The sequence below is a fragment of the Pseudomonas sp. LBUM1674 genome (assembly GCF_059695635.1).
This window is the reverse complement of the sequence record NZ_CP166779.1, coordinates 507,645-521,017: the sequence shown is the minus strand read 5'-3', so window position 1 is coordinate 521,017 and position 13,373 is coordinate 507,645. Positions and strand designations below refer to the sequence as shown.

12 protein-coding genes are annotated in these 13,373 nt (G+C 60.2%); 2 read left to right on the top strand and 10 right to left on the bottom strand.

Annotated elements, in window-relative coordinates:
- Positions 1-72: 72 nt before the first annotated feature.
- From miaA to ACA067_RS02360, 5 genes are read right to left on the bottom strand one after another with little or no spacing between them, the layout of a single operon-like run.
- Positions 73-1,044, bottom strand: a complete 972-nt coding sequence (gene miaA / locus ACA067_RS02380; RefSeq protein ID WP_497462716.1) for a tRNA (adenosine(37)-N6)-dimethylallyltransferase MiaA — start codon at positions 1,042-1,044, stop codon at positions 73-75.
- Positions 1,044-2,948: a DNA mismatch repair endonuclease MutL gene (gene mutL / locus ACA067_RS02375; protein WP_497460456.1), complete on the bottom strand. Its 1,905-nt coding sequence runs from the start codon at positions 2,946-2,948 to the stop codon at positions 1,044-1,046. Before mutL ends, miaA begins: the two co-directional genes overlap by 1 nt.
- Positions 2,945-4,372: an N-acetylmuramoyl-L-alanine amidase gene (locus tag ACA067_RS02370; RefSeq protein WP_497460455.1), complete on the bottom strand. Its 1,428-nt coding sequence runs from the start codon at positions 4,370-4,372 to the stop codon at positions 2,945-2,947. Before ACA067_RS02370 ends, mutL begins: the two co-directional genes overlap by 4 nt.
- Positions 4,373-4,843 (bottom strand): tRNA (adenosine(37)-N6)-threonylcarbamoyltransferase complex ATPase subunit type 1 TsaE, encoded by a 471-nt coding sequence (tsaE, locus tag ACA067_RS02365; RefSeq protein WP_497460454.1) that lies wholly within the window; start codon positions 4,841-4,843, stop codon positions 4,373-4,375.
- The gene (locus ACA067_RS02360) at positions 4,831-6,330 is read right to left on the bottom strand and encodes an NAD(P)H-hydrate dehydratase (protein WP_497460453.1); all 1,500 of its coding nucleotides are present in this window, start codon (positions 6,328-6,330) and stop codon (positions 4,831-4,833) included. The genes tsaE and ACA067_RS02360 overlap by 13 nt, the downstream gene beginning before the upstream one ends.
- A 63-nt stretch (positions 6,331-6,393) precedes the next feature.
- On the opposite strand from ACA067_RS02360, the gene queG reads away from it, so the two are divergent.
- Positions 6,394-7,482: a tRNA epoxyqueuosine(34) reductase QueG gene (queG, locus tag ACA067_RS02355; RefSeq protein WP_497460452.1), complete on the top strand. Its 1,089-nt coding sequence runs from the start codon at positions 6,394-6,396 to the stop codon at positions 7,480-7,482.
- Here queG and ACA067_RS02350 read toward each other — a convergent pair.
- From ACA067_RS02350 to orn, 3 genes are all read right to left on the bottom strand, one after another.
- Positions 7,479-8,528, bottom strand: a complete 1,050-nt coding sequence (locus tag ACA067_RS02350; protein ID WP_497460451.1) for a Fic family protein — start codon at positions 8,526-8,528, stop codon at positions 7,479-7,481. The genes queG and ACA067_RS02350 overlap by 4 nt on opposite strands.
- 168 nt (positions 8,529-8,696) lie before the next feature.
- Positions 8,697-9,308, bottom strand: coding sequence for a trimeric intracellular cation channel family protein (locus tag ACA067_RS02345; RefSeq protein ID WP_064675606.1), 612 nt, complete (start codon positions 9,306-9,308; stop codon positions 8,697-8,699).
- A gap of 234 nt (positions 9,309-9,542) precedes the next feature.
- Positions 9,543-10,085 carry an oligoribonuclease gene (gene orn / locus ACA067_RS02340; protein WP_150743909.1) on the bottom strand — a complete coding sequence of 181 codons (543 nt, stop codon included), beginning with the start codon at positions 10,083-10,085 and terminating at the stop codon, positions 9,543-9,545.
- A gap of 107 nt (positions 10,086-10,192) precedes the next feature.
- Here orn and rsgA point away from each other — a divergent pair, with 107 nt between their 5' ends.
- Positions 10,193-11,224 (top strand): small ribosomal subunit biogenesis GTPase RsgA, encoded by a 1,032-nt coding sequence (rsgA, locus tag ACA067_RS02335; protein WP_497460450.1) that lies wholly within the window; start codon positions 10,193-10,195, stop codon positions 11,222-11,224.
- 91 nt (positions 11,225-11,315) lie between these two features.
- Here rsgA and motB read toward each other — a convergent pair whose 3' ends face one another.
- Positions 11,316-12,344, bottom strand: a complete 1,029-nt coding sequence (gene motB / locus ACA067_RS02330; RefSeq protein WP_497460449.1) for a flagellar motor protein MotB — start codon at positions 12,342-12,344, stop codon at positions 11,316-11,318.
- Positions 12,345-12,347: 3 nt separating this feature from the next.
- Positions 12,348-13,199, bottom strand: a complete 852-nt coding sequence (gene motA / locus ACA067_RS02325; protein ID WP_497460448.1) for a flagellar motor stator protein MotA — start codon at positions 13,197-13,199, stop codon at positions 12,348-12,350.
- Positions 13,200-13,373 lie beyond the last annotated feature (174 nt).

The following is a 13,373-nucleotide window of genomic DNA, read 5'->3' as shown; positions in this document are numbered from 1 at the left end:
AATATAAAAAAATAGGTAAACAGATGGCTTGTGGCCGTCAGACCCCCAAGGATAGACGGCAATTGCAAGGACTCAGCTCAATATGGAGATGGTCCCCAGGTATTTCAAGGCGCGCGGCAGATTGTCGCAATCCAGGCTGTCCAGCCAGTGTAAATCAGCCCAACTGCGCAGCCAGGTGAACTGGCGCTTCGCCAGCTGGCGCGTGGCAATGATTCCACGCTCCTGCATCTCGGCTTGCGTCAGCTTGCCATCCAGGTAGTCCCAGACTTGTCGGTAGCCTACTGCACGTATAGACGGCAACCCGGCATGCAGGTCACTTCGCTTACGCAGGGCTACGACCTCGTCAATGAATCCCTGTTCCAACATTAAAGTAAATCTTTGTTTAATTCGCTCATGCAGTATCTGGCGATTAGCCGGAGCAATGGCCAGGTTCGCGACAGTATAGGGCAATTGTTGCTGTCCCGAAGCGGCTGCTTCAGTACTTTGCGCAGATTGTCGCAAGCGCAGCGCAGTCATGCTTTGACCGCTGACACGATAAACCTCCAGCGCTCGACTGAGTCGCTGGGGATCGTTCGGATGAATGCGCGCTGCAGACTCCGGGTCAATTACGGCCAATTGATCGTGCAGGGCTTGCCAGCCAAGGCGTACAGCTTCTTCGTCGATCTGTGCGCGGACGTCGGGGTCGGCAGCGGGCATATCCGCCAGACCTTCGACCAAAGCCTTGTAATAGAGCATTGTGCCGCCCACCAGCAGCGGAATCTTTCCGCGCGCGGTGATGTCGGCCATGGCTTCAAGGGCATCACGTCGGAAATCCGCGGCCGAATAGCTTTCTGCCGGGTCGAGAATATCGATCAGACGATGGGGAAATTCGGCCAACAGCGCTTTGGACGGCTTGGCGGTGCCGATGTCCATGCCACGATAGACCAGTGCCGAATCAACGCTGATCAGCTCGCAGGGCAAGACTTTGGTGAGTTCGATGGCCAGGTCGGTCTTGCCGGCGGCGGTCGGCCCCATCAGGAAAATCGCAGGAGGGAGCTGGCTCATCAACGACCGCGCAAGAACAGTTTGTCCAGATCGTCCAGTCCCAACTGGGTCCAGGTCGGTCGGCCATGGTTGCATTGACCGCTGCGCTCGGTGTTCTCCATGTCGCGCAGCAGACCGTTCATTTCCGGCAGGGCCAGACGCCGATTCGCACGAATCGCGCCGTGGCAGGCCATGGTCCCGAGCAGCTCGTTCAGGTGCGCCTGGATCCGGTCGCTGGTGCCGTACTCCATCAGGTCCGCCAATACGTCACTGACCAGTCGATTGGCTTCAGCCTGCTTGAGCAGGGCCGGAATCTGCCGGATGGCCAGGGATTCCGGGCCAAGGCGCTGCAACTCGAAGCCCAGGCGCTGGAACCAGGCGACATGCTCTTCGGCGCAATCGGCTTCACGCTGGCTGACCGCCAGGGACTCGGGCACCAACAGCGGTTGGCCACTCAGGCCTTCGCTGGCCATGGCGATTTTCAGGCGTTCGTACATGATCCGCTCATGGGCGGCATGCATGTCCACCAACACCAGGCCCTGGGCGTTCTCCGACAGAATATAGATGCCCTTGAGCTGCGCCAACGCGTAACCCAGTGGCGGAATATCATCCTGCCCGGCCGGCAGCGCGACCGCGTTGGCCTCGGGCAACGGCGCGAAGAACTCGCGGTAGGCCGCCTGGGCTTCAGCGGCGGGAACGCCGGACTGTGGCCGTGGCGTGTATTGATAACCGGCGCCGGCGCCCGAGCCAGCCGTTGCATTGAAGGCCGGCTGAGCCTGGGGCTGCTCCAGCAACGCATTGGCCGCCAGACGCATTTCACCCTGAGGGCCGAACTCGCCGGCCTCGATCCCGGTCGGTCGAACGATGGCTGTCGCCACAGGCGCCGCCAGTTGATCTTCCGGACGCACATCGCCCAGGGCGCGGTGCAAGGTGCCATAGAGGAAGTCGTGGACCATGCGCCCGTCACGGAAGCGCACTTCGTGTTTGGTCGGGTGCACGTTGACGTCGACGCCCGCCGGATCGACTTCGAAAAACAGCACGAAGGTCGGGTGACGACCGTTGAACAGCACATCGCGATAAGCCTGACGGACCGCGTGGGCCACCAGTTTGTCGCGCACGGCACGGCCATTCACAAAGAAATACTGCAAGTCCGCCTGGCTGCGATTGAACGTCGGCAAGCCGACCCAGCCCCAAAGATGCAGGCCATTGCGCTCGATTTCGATCGGCAGCGCCTGCTCCAGGAAGCCCGGGCCGCAGATGGCCGCTACACGCCGGGCACGGGCCGCATCATCGTGGGCTTCATGCAGGCTGAGGATGGTCTTGCCGTTATGGCGCAGATGGAATGCTACGTCGAAGCGCGCCAATGCCAGGCGCTTGATCACTTCTTGCAGGTGATCGAACTCGGTTTTTTCAGTCTTGAGAAATTTGCGGCGTGCCGGGGTATTGAAGAACAGGTCGCGCACTTCGACCGAGGTACCGACCGGGTGAGCGGCCGGCTGCACCCGCGGCGCCATGTCCCGGCCTTCGGTTTCGACTTGCCAGGCCTGATCGGCCTCTTTGGTACGGGACGTCAGCGTCAGCCGTGCCACGGAACTGATCGACGCCAGGGCCTCTCCACGAAACCCGAGACTCATGACCTGCTCGAGGTCTTCCAGATTGCGGATCTTGCTGGTGGCGTGACGGGCCAGGGCCAGTGGCAAGTCATCGGCAGAAATGCCGCTGCCATCGTCGCGCACCCGCAGCAGCTTGACGCCGCCCTGCTCCACGTCGACATCAATACGCCTGGCGCCGGAGTCGAGGCTGTTTTCCAGCAGTTCCTTGATCACCGAGGCCGGGCGCTCAACCACTTCACCGGCGGCGATCTGGTTCGCCAGCCGTGGGCTGAGCAGCTCGATGCGAGACGTGTTGGTCAGCACCTGGTTCATTCTTTGGCCGCCAATTCTGTGCCAGGGATGGTTAAGTGCTGACCGATCTTGAGCTCATCACTCGACAGGTTGTTGGCGCTGCGCAGCGTGGCCGGAGACACCTGATATCGCACGGCAATCATCGCCAGCGTCTCGCCAGGGCTCACCCGATGGTCACGCGGACCTTGGGCGATCTTGCCGGAATCACGCAGCCAGGCAATGTAGGTGCCCGGTGGCGGATTCTGCTGGAAAAACTGGCGCACGCCACTGCTGATCGAACGTGCCAGAGCTTGCTGGTGGTTCGCCGCAGCAAGCTTCGAAGCTTCGTTGGCGTTGGAGATGAACCCGGTTTCCACCAGGATCGACGGGATGTCCGGCGATTTCAGCACCATGAACCCGGCCTGTTCCACCCGTTGTTTATGCAGCGGGGTGACCCGGCCGATGTTGCTCAGGACCTTCTGGCCGACGTTCAGGCTGGACGTCAGGGAGGCGGTCATCGACAGGTCGAGCAGTACGCCCGCCAACATGCGGTCCTTGTCGTCGAGGCTGACGTTGCCGGCACCGCCGATCAAGTCGGAACGGTTTTCACTGTCGGCCAGCCAGCGCGCCGTCTCGGACGTGGCGCCGCGATCAGACAGGGCGAATACCGACGCACCGAAGGCAGCGGCCGAAGGTGCGGCATCGGCGTGGATCGAGACGAACAGGTCGGCGCCCTTCTTGCGGGCGATCTCGGTACGGCCGCGCAAGGGAATGAAGTAGTCGCCGGTACGGGTCAGCTCGGCACGGAAGCCTTTCATGCCATTGACCTGGCGCTGCAGTTCGCGAGCGATGGCCAGCACCACGTCTTTCTCGCGCTGACCGCGAGAACCCGAAGCGCCCGGGTCTTCGCCGCCGTGGCCAGCATCGATAACCACGACGATGTCGCGCTTGCCGGCCGGGGCTGGCGGCAATTTGACCGGTGGATCGACCGGAGTGACCGGCACCGGGGCCACTGTCGCGACGTTGGTCGGCGGCGCAATCGGCGTGGCGTCGGCAGGGTTATCGAATAGATCGACCACCAGTCGGTTACCGTACTGGGCGTTCGGCGCCAGGGTAAAGCTTTTCGGCGTGACGGCTTTTTTCAGGTCGATGACCACCCGCAGGTCGGTCGGCGTGCGTTGGGCCGAGCGCATTGCGGTGATCGGGGTGTTCGAGCTGTTGACGTTCAATGGCGCCCCGAGGCTCGCACCATTGATGTCGATCACCAGTCGATCCGGAGCAGACAGGGTAAACACGCTGTGCTGGACAGGCCCCGTCAGGTCGAACACCAATCGTGTGTTGTCCGGAGCCCGCCACAGGCGAACGCTGTTGACCTTCGTCTCGGCCACAGCGTCGACGGTCACCGCCAGAAACAACAATCCTACGGCAGCTACCATCGCGCGAAAGCGCATACCTGACCCCATCATTTAATTGGATTCCAATGCCAAAGCGGCACACCACGACTCGCCACGCGAGCCCTGGGACAAAATTTTCAGCGAACGCCCGCTGTCTTGCGGGCTAATGGTAATGGTCAGGTCGGGCTTTGGCAAAAAGCCTGCACCCTTGCGGGGCCATTCGATCAGGCACAGCGCATCGTCTTCGAAGTAATCACGGATGCCGAGGTACTCCAGCTCTTCCGGATCGACCAGCCGATACAGGTCGAAATGGAAGGCCCGGATGTCGCCGATCTCGTAAGGTTCGACCAGGGTGAAGGTCGGACTTTTTACCGCGCCCACATGCCCCAAGCCCCGGATTATGCCTCGGGACAGCGTGGTTTTCCCCGCACCGAGGTCGCCTTCAAGAAAGATCAGGCCATGGCCCTTGGTTGTATGGGCGATACGCGCGCCAAAGTCGGTCATGGCCTCTTCATCAGCCAGGTACAGGGTTACTTCAGACACGGTGCTTGCTCCTCCAACAACTGACGAATGGCTGGAATCAGATCACTGGCCGCCAGCCCACGGCCCGATTTACCTTCTTGCGCACCGGCATTGGCGTGCAGCCAGACCGCGAGGCAAGCGGCGTCAAAGGCGCTCATGCCCTGGGCCAGCAGGGCGCCCAACAATCCAGCCAGCACATCGCCCAATCCGGCGGTAGCCATCGCCGGGTGCCCCTGATCGCATACCGCCAGACGTCCATCGGGACTGGCGATCAGGCTGCCGGCGCCTTTCAGGACCACAACCGCTGTATATTTTTTGCTCAATGCATGAGCAGCGGCAGGACGATCGGCCTGGACCTCGGCAGTCGACAGGCCCAGTAACCGCGCCGCTTCGCCCGGATGTGGCGTGATCACACAATCCTGGGGCAAGCTCACCTGTTCTTCGGCTAACAGATTCAAGGCATCGGCGTCCCAGACTTGCGCAAGCGGTGCGTTGGCCGCCGCCGACAAAAGACTGCGCCCCCAGGACGCCTGTCCCAGGCCTGGGCCGACGACCAGCACGGAAACTTTTTCAAGCAATCCCATCAGTTGGTTGGCCGACGAAGTGCCCAACACCATGGCTTCGGGAATTCTTGCCAGTGCGGCGGGAACGTGTTCACTGCGCGTCGATACCGACACCATGCCCGCGCCACTGCGAAGCGCAGCTTGGGCACTCAGCAGGATCGCGCCGCCAAAACCCCGATCTCCGCCGATCAACAGCACGTGACCGAACGTGCCTTTATGGGCAGTGGGAGCGCGGCTGGCCAGTCGCGGCACATTACCGGCCGTCAGACGACGCGCACTGATGTCCACGCCATTAAATGACTCAGGGGAGGCTTGCAGATCATTGAAGACCAACGCGCCGACCACGTCCGCCGCGTCGCCAGTGAACAGTCCCAACTTCAAGCCGATAAAGGTCACGGTCAGATCAGCCCGGACGCTCGCGCCGAGCATACGTCCAGTATCAGCGCTAAGACCCGAAGGGATATCCACTGCCGCAACCGGCAAACCACTGGCATTGATCGCCGCGATAACGCTGGCATAGGGTTCTCGCACTTCGCCCGTCAAACCGGTGCCGAGCAAGGCGTCCACCACGACACCACGCAACTCGGACTGCGCGTTCCAGGCTTGAACGGCAATGCCTTCGGCCACGGCCTCGGCGTGGGCCAAGGCTGCATCGCCTTGCAAACGCTGAGGATCACCGACTGCCAGGACGCGCACGTGCCAGCCTGCACGCCTGGCCAAAACAGCTATCAAATAGCCATCACCGGCGTTATTTCCATGACCGGTCATCACACTCAGCTCGTTCGCCGTCGGCCAGTGACGGACCAGCGCACGCCAGGTTGCGCGCGCCGCCCGCTGCATCAATTCGAAGCCCGATGTGCCGGCCGCGATCAGGCTCGCATCGAGCCCTCGCACTTGCGCGGTGCTGTACAGCGCGTCGGGTAAATCATCTTTAGTGTGCGGCATGCGTCTTCAGGCTCCGATGTCTGGCAGAATTATACGCACCTCAGCTCCGGTTTCTCTCGTCTCATGCCCGCTATTACTACAGACCTGCCCGCCCTCGCCCAATCCATCAAGGATTGGGGCCGCGAGCTGGGCTTTCAGCAAGTCGGCATCAGCGGCCTGGACCTGGCCGAGCATGAGCAGCACCTGCAGCGCTGGCTCGAAGCCGGCTACCACGGCGAAATGGAGTACATGGGCGCCCACGGCAGCAAACGCTCGCACCCGGAAGAACTGGTGCCGGGCACGTTAAGGGTGGTTACCCTGCGCATGGACTACCTTCCCGGCGACACAGAAATGGCCCAACGCCTGGCCCAACCGGAAAAAGCCTACGTTTCGCGCTATGCCTTGGGCCGCGATTACCACAAATTGATCCGTAAACGCGTGCAACAACTGGCAGAAAAAATCCAGGCGGTCATCGGTCCGTTTGGCTACCGTGCGTTCGTCGACAGTGCACCGGTGCTGGAAAAGGCCATCGCCGAAAAAGCCGGTCTGGGCTGGATCGGCAAAAACACCCTGGTGTTGAACCGCAAGGCCGGCAGTTATTTCTTTCTCAGCGAGCTGTTTGTCGACCTGCCGCTGCCCGTGGACCCGCCCCACGCTACCGAACACTGCGGACGTTGTACCGCATGCCTGGACATTTGCCCGACCAATGCTTTCGTCGGCCCCTATGTACTGGACGCCCGGCGCTGCATTTCCTACCTGACCATCGAGCTGAAAAGTGCGATCCCTGAAGAGCTGCGACCGCTGATCGGCAATCGGGTGTTCGGTTGCGATGACTGTCAGATCGTCTGTCCGTGGAACCGCTTTGCTCGCCCGTCCGGCGAAAGCGACTTCAAGCCGCGGCACAATCTGGACAATGCCGAACTGGCCGAATTGTTTATGTGGGACGAAGACAAATTCCTGAGCAGTACCGAAGGTTCGCCGCTACGTCGGGCCGGTTATGAGCGCTGGCTGCGCAATCTCGCGGTGGGCCTGGGTAATGCGCCGTCGAGCATTCCGGTGCTGGAAGCCTTGAAGGCGCGACGGGATTATCCCTCAGACCTGGTGCGAGAGCATGTGGAGTGGGCGTTGAAGCAACATGAGCAGCGCGCTGGCAACCACGGAACTCGCCCTTAGTGATGCAAGTTTATCCACTTGGCACTGCGCCCCTTCCCTGTCGACTCAATTAGCCCTTCAGCTTTCAATGAACGCAAAACCATACGCACGGTGTCACGACTCACGCCAGGGCAAGCCTCTTCAAGCTCAGTAATCGAAAACGGTAGGGATCGCTTCAACGCTTCAACTCGAACTCGATCGCTTTTGCCTCCATGGCGCTTATCGATCTTACCGACACGCTCCTCGAACTCCTTGTAAGCGCGAAGTAGCGCACCCCAGAAGTAGTTGAGCCATGGCTGAACATCGTGCCTGCCTTCATGCCAACCTTGAGAGCTGATCTCGAGTGTTTCGTAGTAACTTTCCTTTGAGTCCTCGAAGATCCGCTCAAGGCTGATAAAACGGCCGACGCGATAATCAAACTGGTAAAGCAATAACAAGGTAAGCAGTCGAGCTACGCGCCCATTGCCATCTGAGAAAGGGTGAATGCAGAGAAAGTCGAGAATACTCAGCGGGACCAATACGAGCGGGTCTGCCAGATTCTGCTCCAATGCTGTGCGGTAATGCATGACCATATCGACCATTGCAATGGGTGTCAGATGTGCAGCGACCGGTTGAAAGCGGATACGTGAACTACCGTCCGGATGACGCTCGATGATGTCATTGTTCGTAGCTTTCCACTCCCCGCCATCCTGCGGTAAATAGCGATAAAGCATGCCGTGCAACTGCCGAATGACGCCCTCGGAGAAGGGCATACCCTCTGCCGCTTCATGGATAAGAGAAAGCGCATCGCGGTAACCCGCAACCTCTTGCTCGGAGCGACTTTTCGGGTCGGCATTTTTGATAATCAATGACTTCAACCGACTTGGCGAAACAATCACTCCCTCCAATCGGTTCGATGACTCTGTGGACTCGATGACGGCAAGCTGCTTCAAGTCCTGGAGAATTTCCGGGGACTGGGAAACGAACAATTGCTGCTTGCCACGGTACTCACCGAGAGCCCGCAATGTCGCGACCTGCAATCCGTTGTAGCGAAGCGTTGCGAGAAATTCGGGAGTGAGTGACCGCATATGGGTTTTACCTGCCAAATAGGGTAATTCAATTCTAAAAAGGGTAACTCCATAACAAATTACCCTATTTATGAACTTTTTACCCTGTTTTCACTGATTAACCTAAGCGACTTCCTCGACAGAATATTTCGAAGCACACACTTATCCGACCAGTGCACCCCGCGAAAATCAAGCCTCGTCGTTGTAGACGAACTTCGGCATTTCCCAATGGAAACGGATTGCCAGCAACCGCAGCAGGAAGCCACCGAACAGGGTAATCAGGATCGCCTGTTCGCCGGGCAGTTCGAGATAGATGCACAGCAGGTAGCACCAGGCCGCAGCGAACGACACACTGGCATAGAGTTCACGGCGGAAGATCAGCGGGATGTCGTTACAGAAGATATCCCGCAGAATGCCGCCGAACACCCCGGTGATCACCCCGCTGACCGAAGCCACCAGCATGCCATGGCCCATTTCCAGCGCAGTCATGCAGCCGATCAGGGTAAAGGCCACCAGTCCTACGGCGTCGAGTACCAGAAACAGCGAACGCAGGTGGCGCATCCAGCGGGCGGCGAACACGGTGAACATCGCTGCGATCGAGGTCAACACCAGGTATTCCGGGTGTTTGACCCACGTCAGCGGGTAATGGCCGAGCAACACATCGCGCACCGATCCGCCACCCAGGGCCGTCACGCACGCGATCAGCACCACACCAAACCAATCCATGCCGCGACGACCGGCAGACAGGGCACCGGTCATGGCTTCGGCGGTAATGGCGATCAGGTAGAGCATCAGCAACATGGGGGCGGTCCTTGCAGGAAGGCGCGCAGTCTACTCACTTCACTGAAGCACCAAAAGAGGGCGCCGAAGCATTCACGTAGACCTGTGGCGAGGGGCTTGCCCCCGTTGGGTCGCGTAGCGGCCCCAAAACCAGACACCGTGTTTTGTCAGGCATACCGCGGCCGGCCGGTTTGCGACTGCTGCGCAGCCGAGCGGGAGCAAGCTCCCTCGCCACAAAAGCCCGCTCATCCCCAATCAGAACTTGATGAAGTTCTTGCGGTAATGCTGCAGCTCGGCGATGGATTCACGGATGTCGTCCAGGGCCAGGTGAGTGCTGCCCTTCTGGAAGCTGTCGCGCACGTCCGGCGCCCAGCGTGCGGCCAACTCTTTAAGCGTCGACACATCAAGGTTGCGATAGTGGAAGAAGCTTTCCAGGGATTTCATATGGGTATAAAGAAAGCGACGGTCCTGGCAGATGCTGTTGCCGCAGATCGGCGACTTGCCCTTCGGTACCCATTTCTCCAGGAAGGCGATGGTCTCGGCTTCGGCTTCGGCCATGCTGATGCGGCTGTCGCGAACCCGCTGGGTCAAGCCCGAGCCGCCGTGTTGACGGGTGTTCCACTCGTCCATGCCGGCAAGGATTTCATCGCTGTGATGAATGGCGATCACCGGACCTTCGGCCAGGGTGTTCAGATCACTGTCGGTGACGATAGTGGCCATCTCGATGATGACGTCGGTATCGGGGTTCAGACCGGTCATTTCCAGGTCGATCCAGATCAGATTCTGTGGGTTTTGCATGTGTCGACTCCTAGGCAATGCTGCGCAGTTTAGCCTAGGGAAGTGGCCGGGCGTGCTAAACTCGCGGCCGTTTTACCTAATCGCTGCATTCTTGATACGGAACACCCATGGCCAAACGCCAACTCAATCGTCGTCAAAACTGGCGCATCGAAAAGATTCAGGGCGAACGCGCTGCCCGCGCCGCCAAACGCGAGTCCTCGGCTGTCGAGGCACTCGAGGGTGGCGACCTGGGTCCGGAACAGACGGGCCTTGTGATCGCGCACTTCGGTGTGCAGGTCGAAGTCGAAGCGCTCGATGGCGAGCTGGCCGGCCAGGTGTTCCGCTGCCACTTGCGCGCCAACCTCCCGGCGCTGGTGACCGGCGATCAAGTGGTCTGGCGTGCCGGCAACCAGGGGATCGGCGTGATCGTGGCGCAACTGCCGCGTAAAACCGAACTCTGCCGTCCGGACAGTCGTGGCCAGCTCAAGCCGGTGGCGGCCAACGTCGACATGATCGTCATCGTCTTCGCGCCACTGCCCGAGCCCCACGCCAACTTGATCGATCGCTATCTGGTCGCGGCTGAGCACGCGGGGATTCGTCCACTGCTGCTGCTCAACAAATTCGACCTGATCGACGAACAGAACGCCCCGGCGCTGAATGCCTTGCTGGCGGTTTACCGCACGCTGGGCTATCCGGTGCTGGAAGTGTCGGCGCACCACGGCAACGGCATGGACCAACTGCAGGAGCAACTGGACGGGCGCATCAGCGTGTTCGTCGGCCAGTCCGGCGTCGGCAAGTCGTCGCTGGTCAACAGCCTGCTGCCGGAAGTCGAAACCCGCGTCGGCCCGCTGTCCGAGCTATCCGGCCAGGGCACCCACACCACCACCACCGCGCGCTTGTTCCACTTCCCCGGTGGCGGCGAGTTGATCGACTCCCCGGGTATCCGCGAGTTCGGCCTGGGTCACGTCAGCCGGGCCGACGTCGAAGCCGGCTTCATCGAGTTCAACGACCTGATCGGCACCTGCCGCTTCCGCGACTGCAAGCACGACCGCGAACCGGGTTGCGCCCTGCTCAAGGCCCTGGAAGAAGGCCGCGTGCAGCAGCAACGGATGAACAGCTACCGCTCGATCATCGCCAGCTTGCCGGAGAGCAGCTACTAAGTAGCCTGATCCTGTTCGTGGCGCCACGAACATGATCAGCAGAGGGCAGCAGAAACAAAAAAGCCGACATCGCTGTCGGCTTTTTTGTGGGTCACTGTTTCGGTGGCTCCGCCGGTTTCGGCGGCGGGTCATCGAACAGATTCAAGCGCTCGCGAAGTTCATGCGCCGGCAATGGCTCTTTATCAGCAGGCAACGCATTCGGGTCAACGGGCGTGGCCGGCACTTCACCCGGGACGCCCTGCCCTTGGGTCGGCTCCGGCGCAGGCTCCGCACCTTGCGCGCCTTCAATGGCACGCTGGGCTTTCCTGGTCAGCACCACGATGTCGATACGGCGATTGACCGGGTTGAACGGGTTACCCCGATCAAACAGTGCCGAGGAGGCATATCCGACGACTCGCGCCACTTGCGATTCCGGGTAGCTGCCGGCTACCAGTGCACGGCGGGCCGCGTTGGCACGGTTGGCTGACAGTTCCCAGTTACCGAAATCACCGGTACCCGAATAGGGTTGGGCATCGGTGTGGCCGCTGATGCTGATCTTGTTCGGCACGGCTTTGATGGTGTCGGCCATGGCCAGCAAAATATCTTCGAAATACGGTTTCAGGCGAGCACTGCCCGAGTCAAACATCGGCCGGTTTTCCGCGTCCATGATCTGGATGCGCAATCCATTGGCAATGATCTCGAACTGGATCTGGTCCTTGAATTTCTGCAACTGTGGATTTTCATCAACCTTGCTCTGCAATTCTTGCATCAGCAGTTCCAGCCGTTCCTTCTCGACCTGCTCGGCCATGCCTTCGGCCTGTTCGTTACCGATGGTCACTTTGTCCGGCTGAGGTTGGGATTTGACCTCGGGATTGAGCGTGATATCCGGTGCCAGGGTCGGCGTACCACCCAGGTCGATGATGTAGGGCGTGCCACTTTCGGTAAAGCCGATCGGGTCCTTGAAGTAACCGGCGATGGCGATCTTCTGCTCTGGCGTTGCGTTGGACAACAGCCACAGCACCAGGAAGAACGCCATCATCGCCGTCGCGAAGTCGGCGAAGGCGATTTTCCAGGCGCCCCCATGATGCCCGGCGGCGTAGCGCTTGACGCGCTTGATGATGATCGGCTGGTTATTCTCCATGACTCAGCGACCGCGAACCGCTTGTTCCAGCTCGGCGAAGCTGGGACGGTGCGCCGGGTACAGCACCTTGCGGCCGAACTCCACCGCCAGCGAGGGCGGCATGCCGGAAGCGGAAGCGACCAGCGAGGCCTTGATGGCCTCGTAGACGTTCAGTTCTTCCTTGGCATCGTGGGCCAGGGAGTGCGCCAGCGGGCCGAAGAAACCATAGGCTGCAAGAATACCGAAGAAGGTACCGACCAGTGCCGCACCGACGTGCAAGCCGATGGATTGCTGATCGCCATCACCCAGGGACGCCATGGTCACCACAATACCCAATACCGCCGCGACGATACCGAAGCCGGGCATGGCATCGGCGATGCCGTTCACGGCGTGGGAGGGGTGATCCAGGTCTTCCTTGAGGCTGTACAGTTCCATGTCGAACAGGCCTTCGAGCTCATGGGGCGCCATGTTGCCGGACGACATGATGCGCAGGTAATCACAGATGTACGCCGTCATGCGTTCATCTTTCAGAACCGCCGGGTACTTGGCGAAGATCGGGCTCGCGGCGGCATCTTCAATGTCGCCTTCGATGGCCATCATGCCTTCGCGGCGGCTCTTGTTGAGGATCTCGTAGATCAGCCCCAGCACCTCAAGGTAGAAGATGTGGGTGAAGCGCGAGCTGAACATGCCCAAGGACTTCTTGAACACGCGCATCGTCATGTGACCGGGGTTGGCCTGCAGGAATGCACCCAGGGCCGCTCCACCGATAATCATCACCTCGAAGGGCTGAATCAGGGCGGCAATTTTACCGTGGGAGAGCACGTATCCGCCGAGCACGCTCGCGAATACGACGATGATGCCGATTATTTTAGCCATAGGGTGGGGAGCACTTACTGAGTCGGGTTCAAGGTCATATTCGGAAGTTGAAAAATCTCTTCTTCTCCTTATCGGCAAAACTGCGCCAGACTATAGCCCGTTCAGGTGAAAAGCCAATTTGGCCCGCTCCGGGCATACGCTTCGGGCATACGCTCCGTGCATAGGTAAATGCAG

Coding starts and splice junctions, on each gene's coding strand:
- miaA (WP_497462716.1), bottom strand. CDS start 1,044: ATGAGCCAGCTCCCTCCTGCGATTTTCCTGATGGGGCCGACCGCCGCC.
- mutL (WP_497460456.1), bottom strand. CDS start 2,948: ATGAACCAGGTGCTGACCAACACGTCTCGCATCGAGCTGCTCAGCCCA.
- ACA067_RS02370 (WP_497460455.1), bottom strand. CDS start 4,372: ATGATGGGGTCAGGTATGCGCTTTCGCGCGATGGTAGCTGCCGTAGGA.
- ACA067_RS02360 (WP_497460453.1), bottom strand. CDS start 6,330: ATGCCGCACACTAAAGATGATTTACCCGACGCGCTGTACAGCACCGCG.
- queG (WP_497460452.1), top strand. CDS start 6,394: ATGCCCGCTATTACTACAGACCTGCCCGCCCTCGCCCAATCCATCAAG.
- ACA067_RS02350 (WP_497460451.1), bottom strand. CDS start 8,528: ATGCGGTCACTCACTCCCGAATTTCTCGCAACGCTTCGCTACAACGGA.
- ACA067_RS02345 (WP_064675606.1), bottom strand. CDS start 9,308: ATGTTGCTGATGCTCTACCTGATCGCCATTACCGCCGAAGCCATGACC.
- orn (WP_150743909.1), bottom strand. CDS start 10,085: ATGCAAAACCCACAGAATCTGATCTGGATCGACCTGGAAATGACCGGT.
- rsgA (WP_497460450.1), top strand. CDS start 10,193: ATGGCCAAACGCCAACTCAATCGTCGTCAAAACTGGCGCATCGAAAAG.
- motB (WP_497460449.1), bottom strand. CDS start 12,344: ATGGAGAATAACCAGCCGATCATCATCAAGCGCGTCAAGCGCTACGCC.
- motA (WP_497460448.1), bottom strand. CDS start 13,199: ATGGCTAAAATAATCGGCATCATCGTCGTATTCGCGAGCGTGCTCGGC.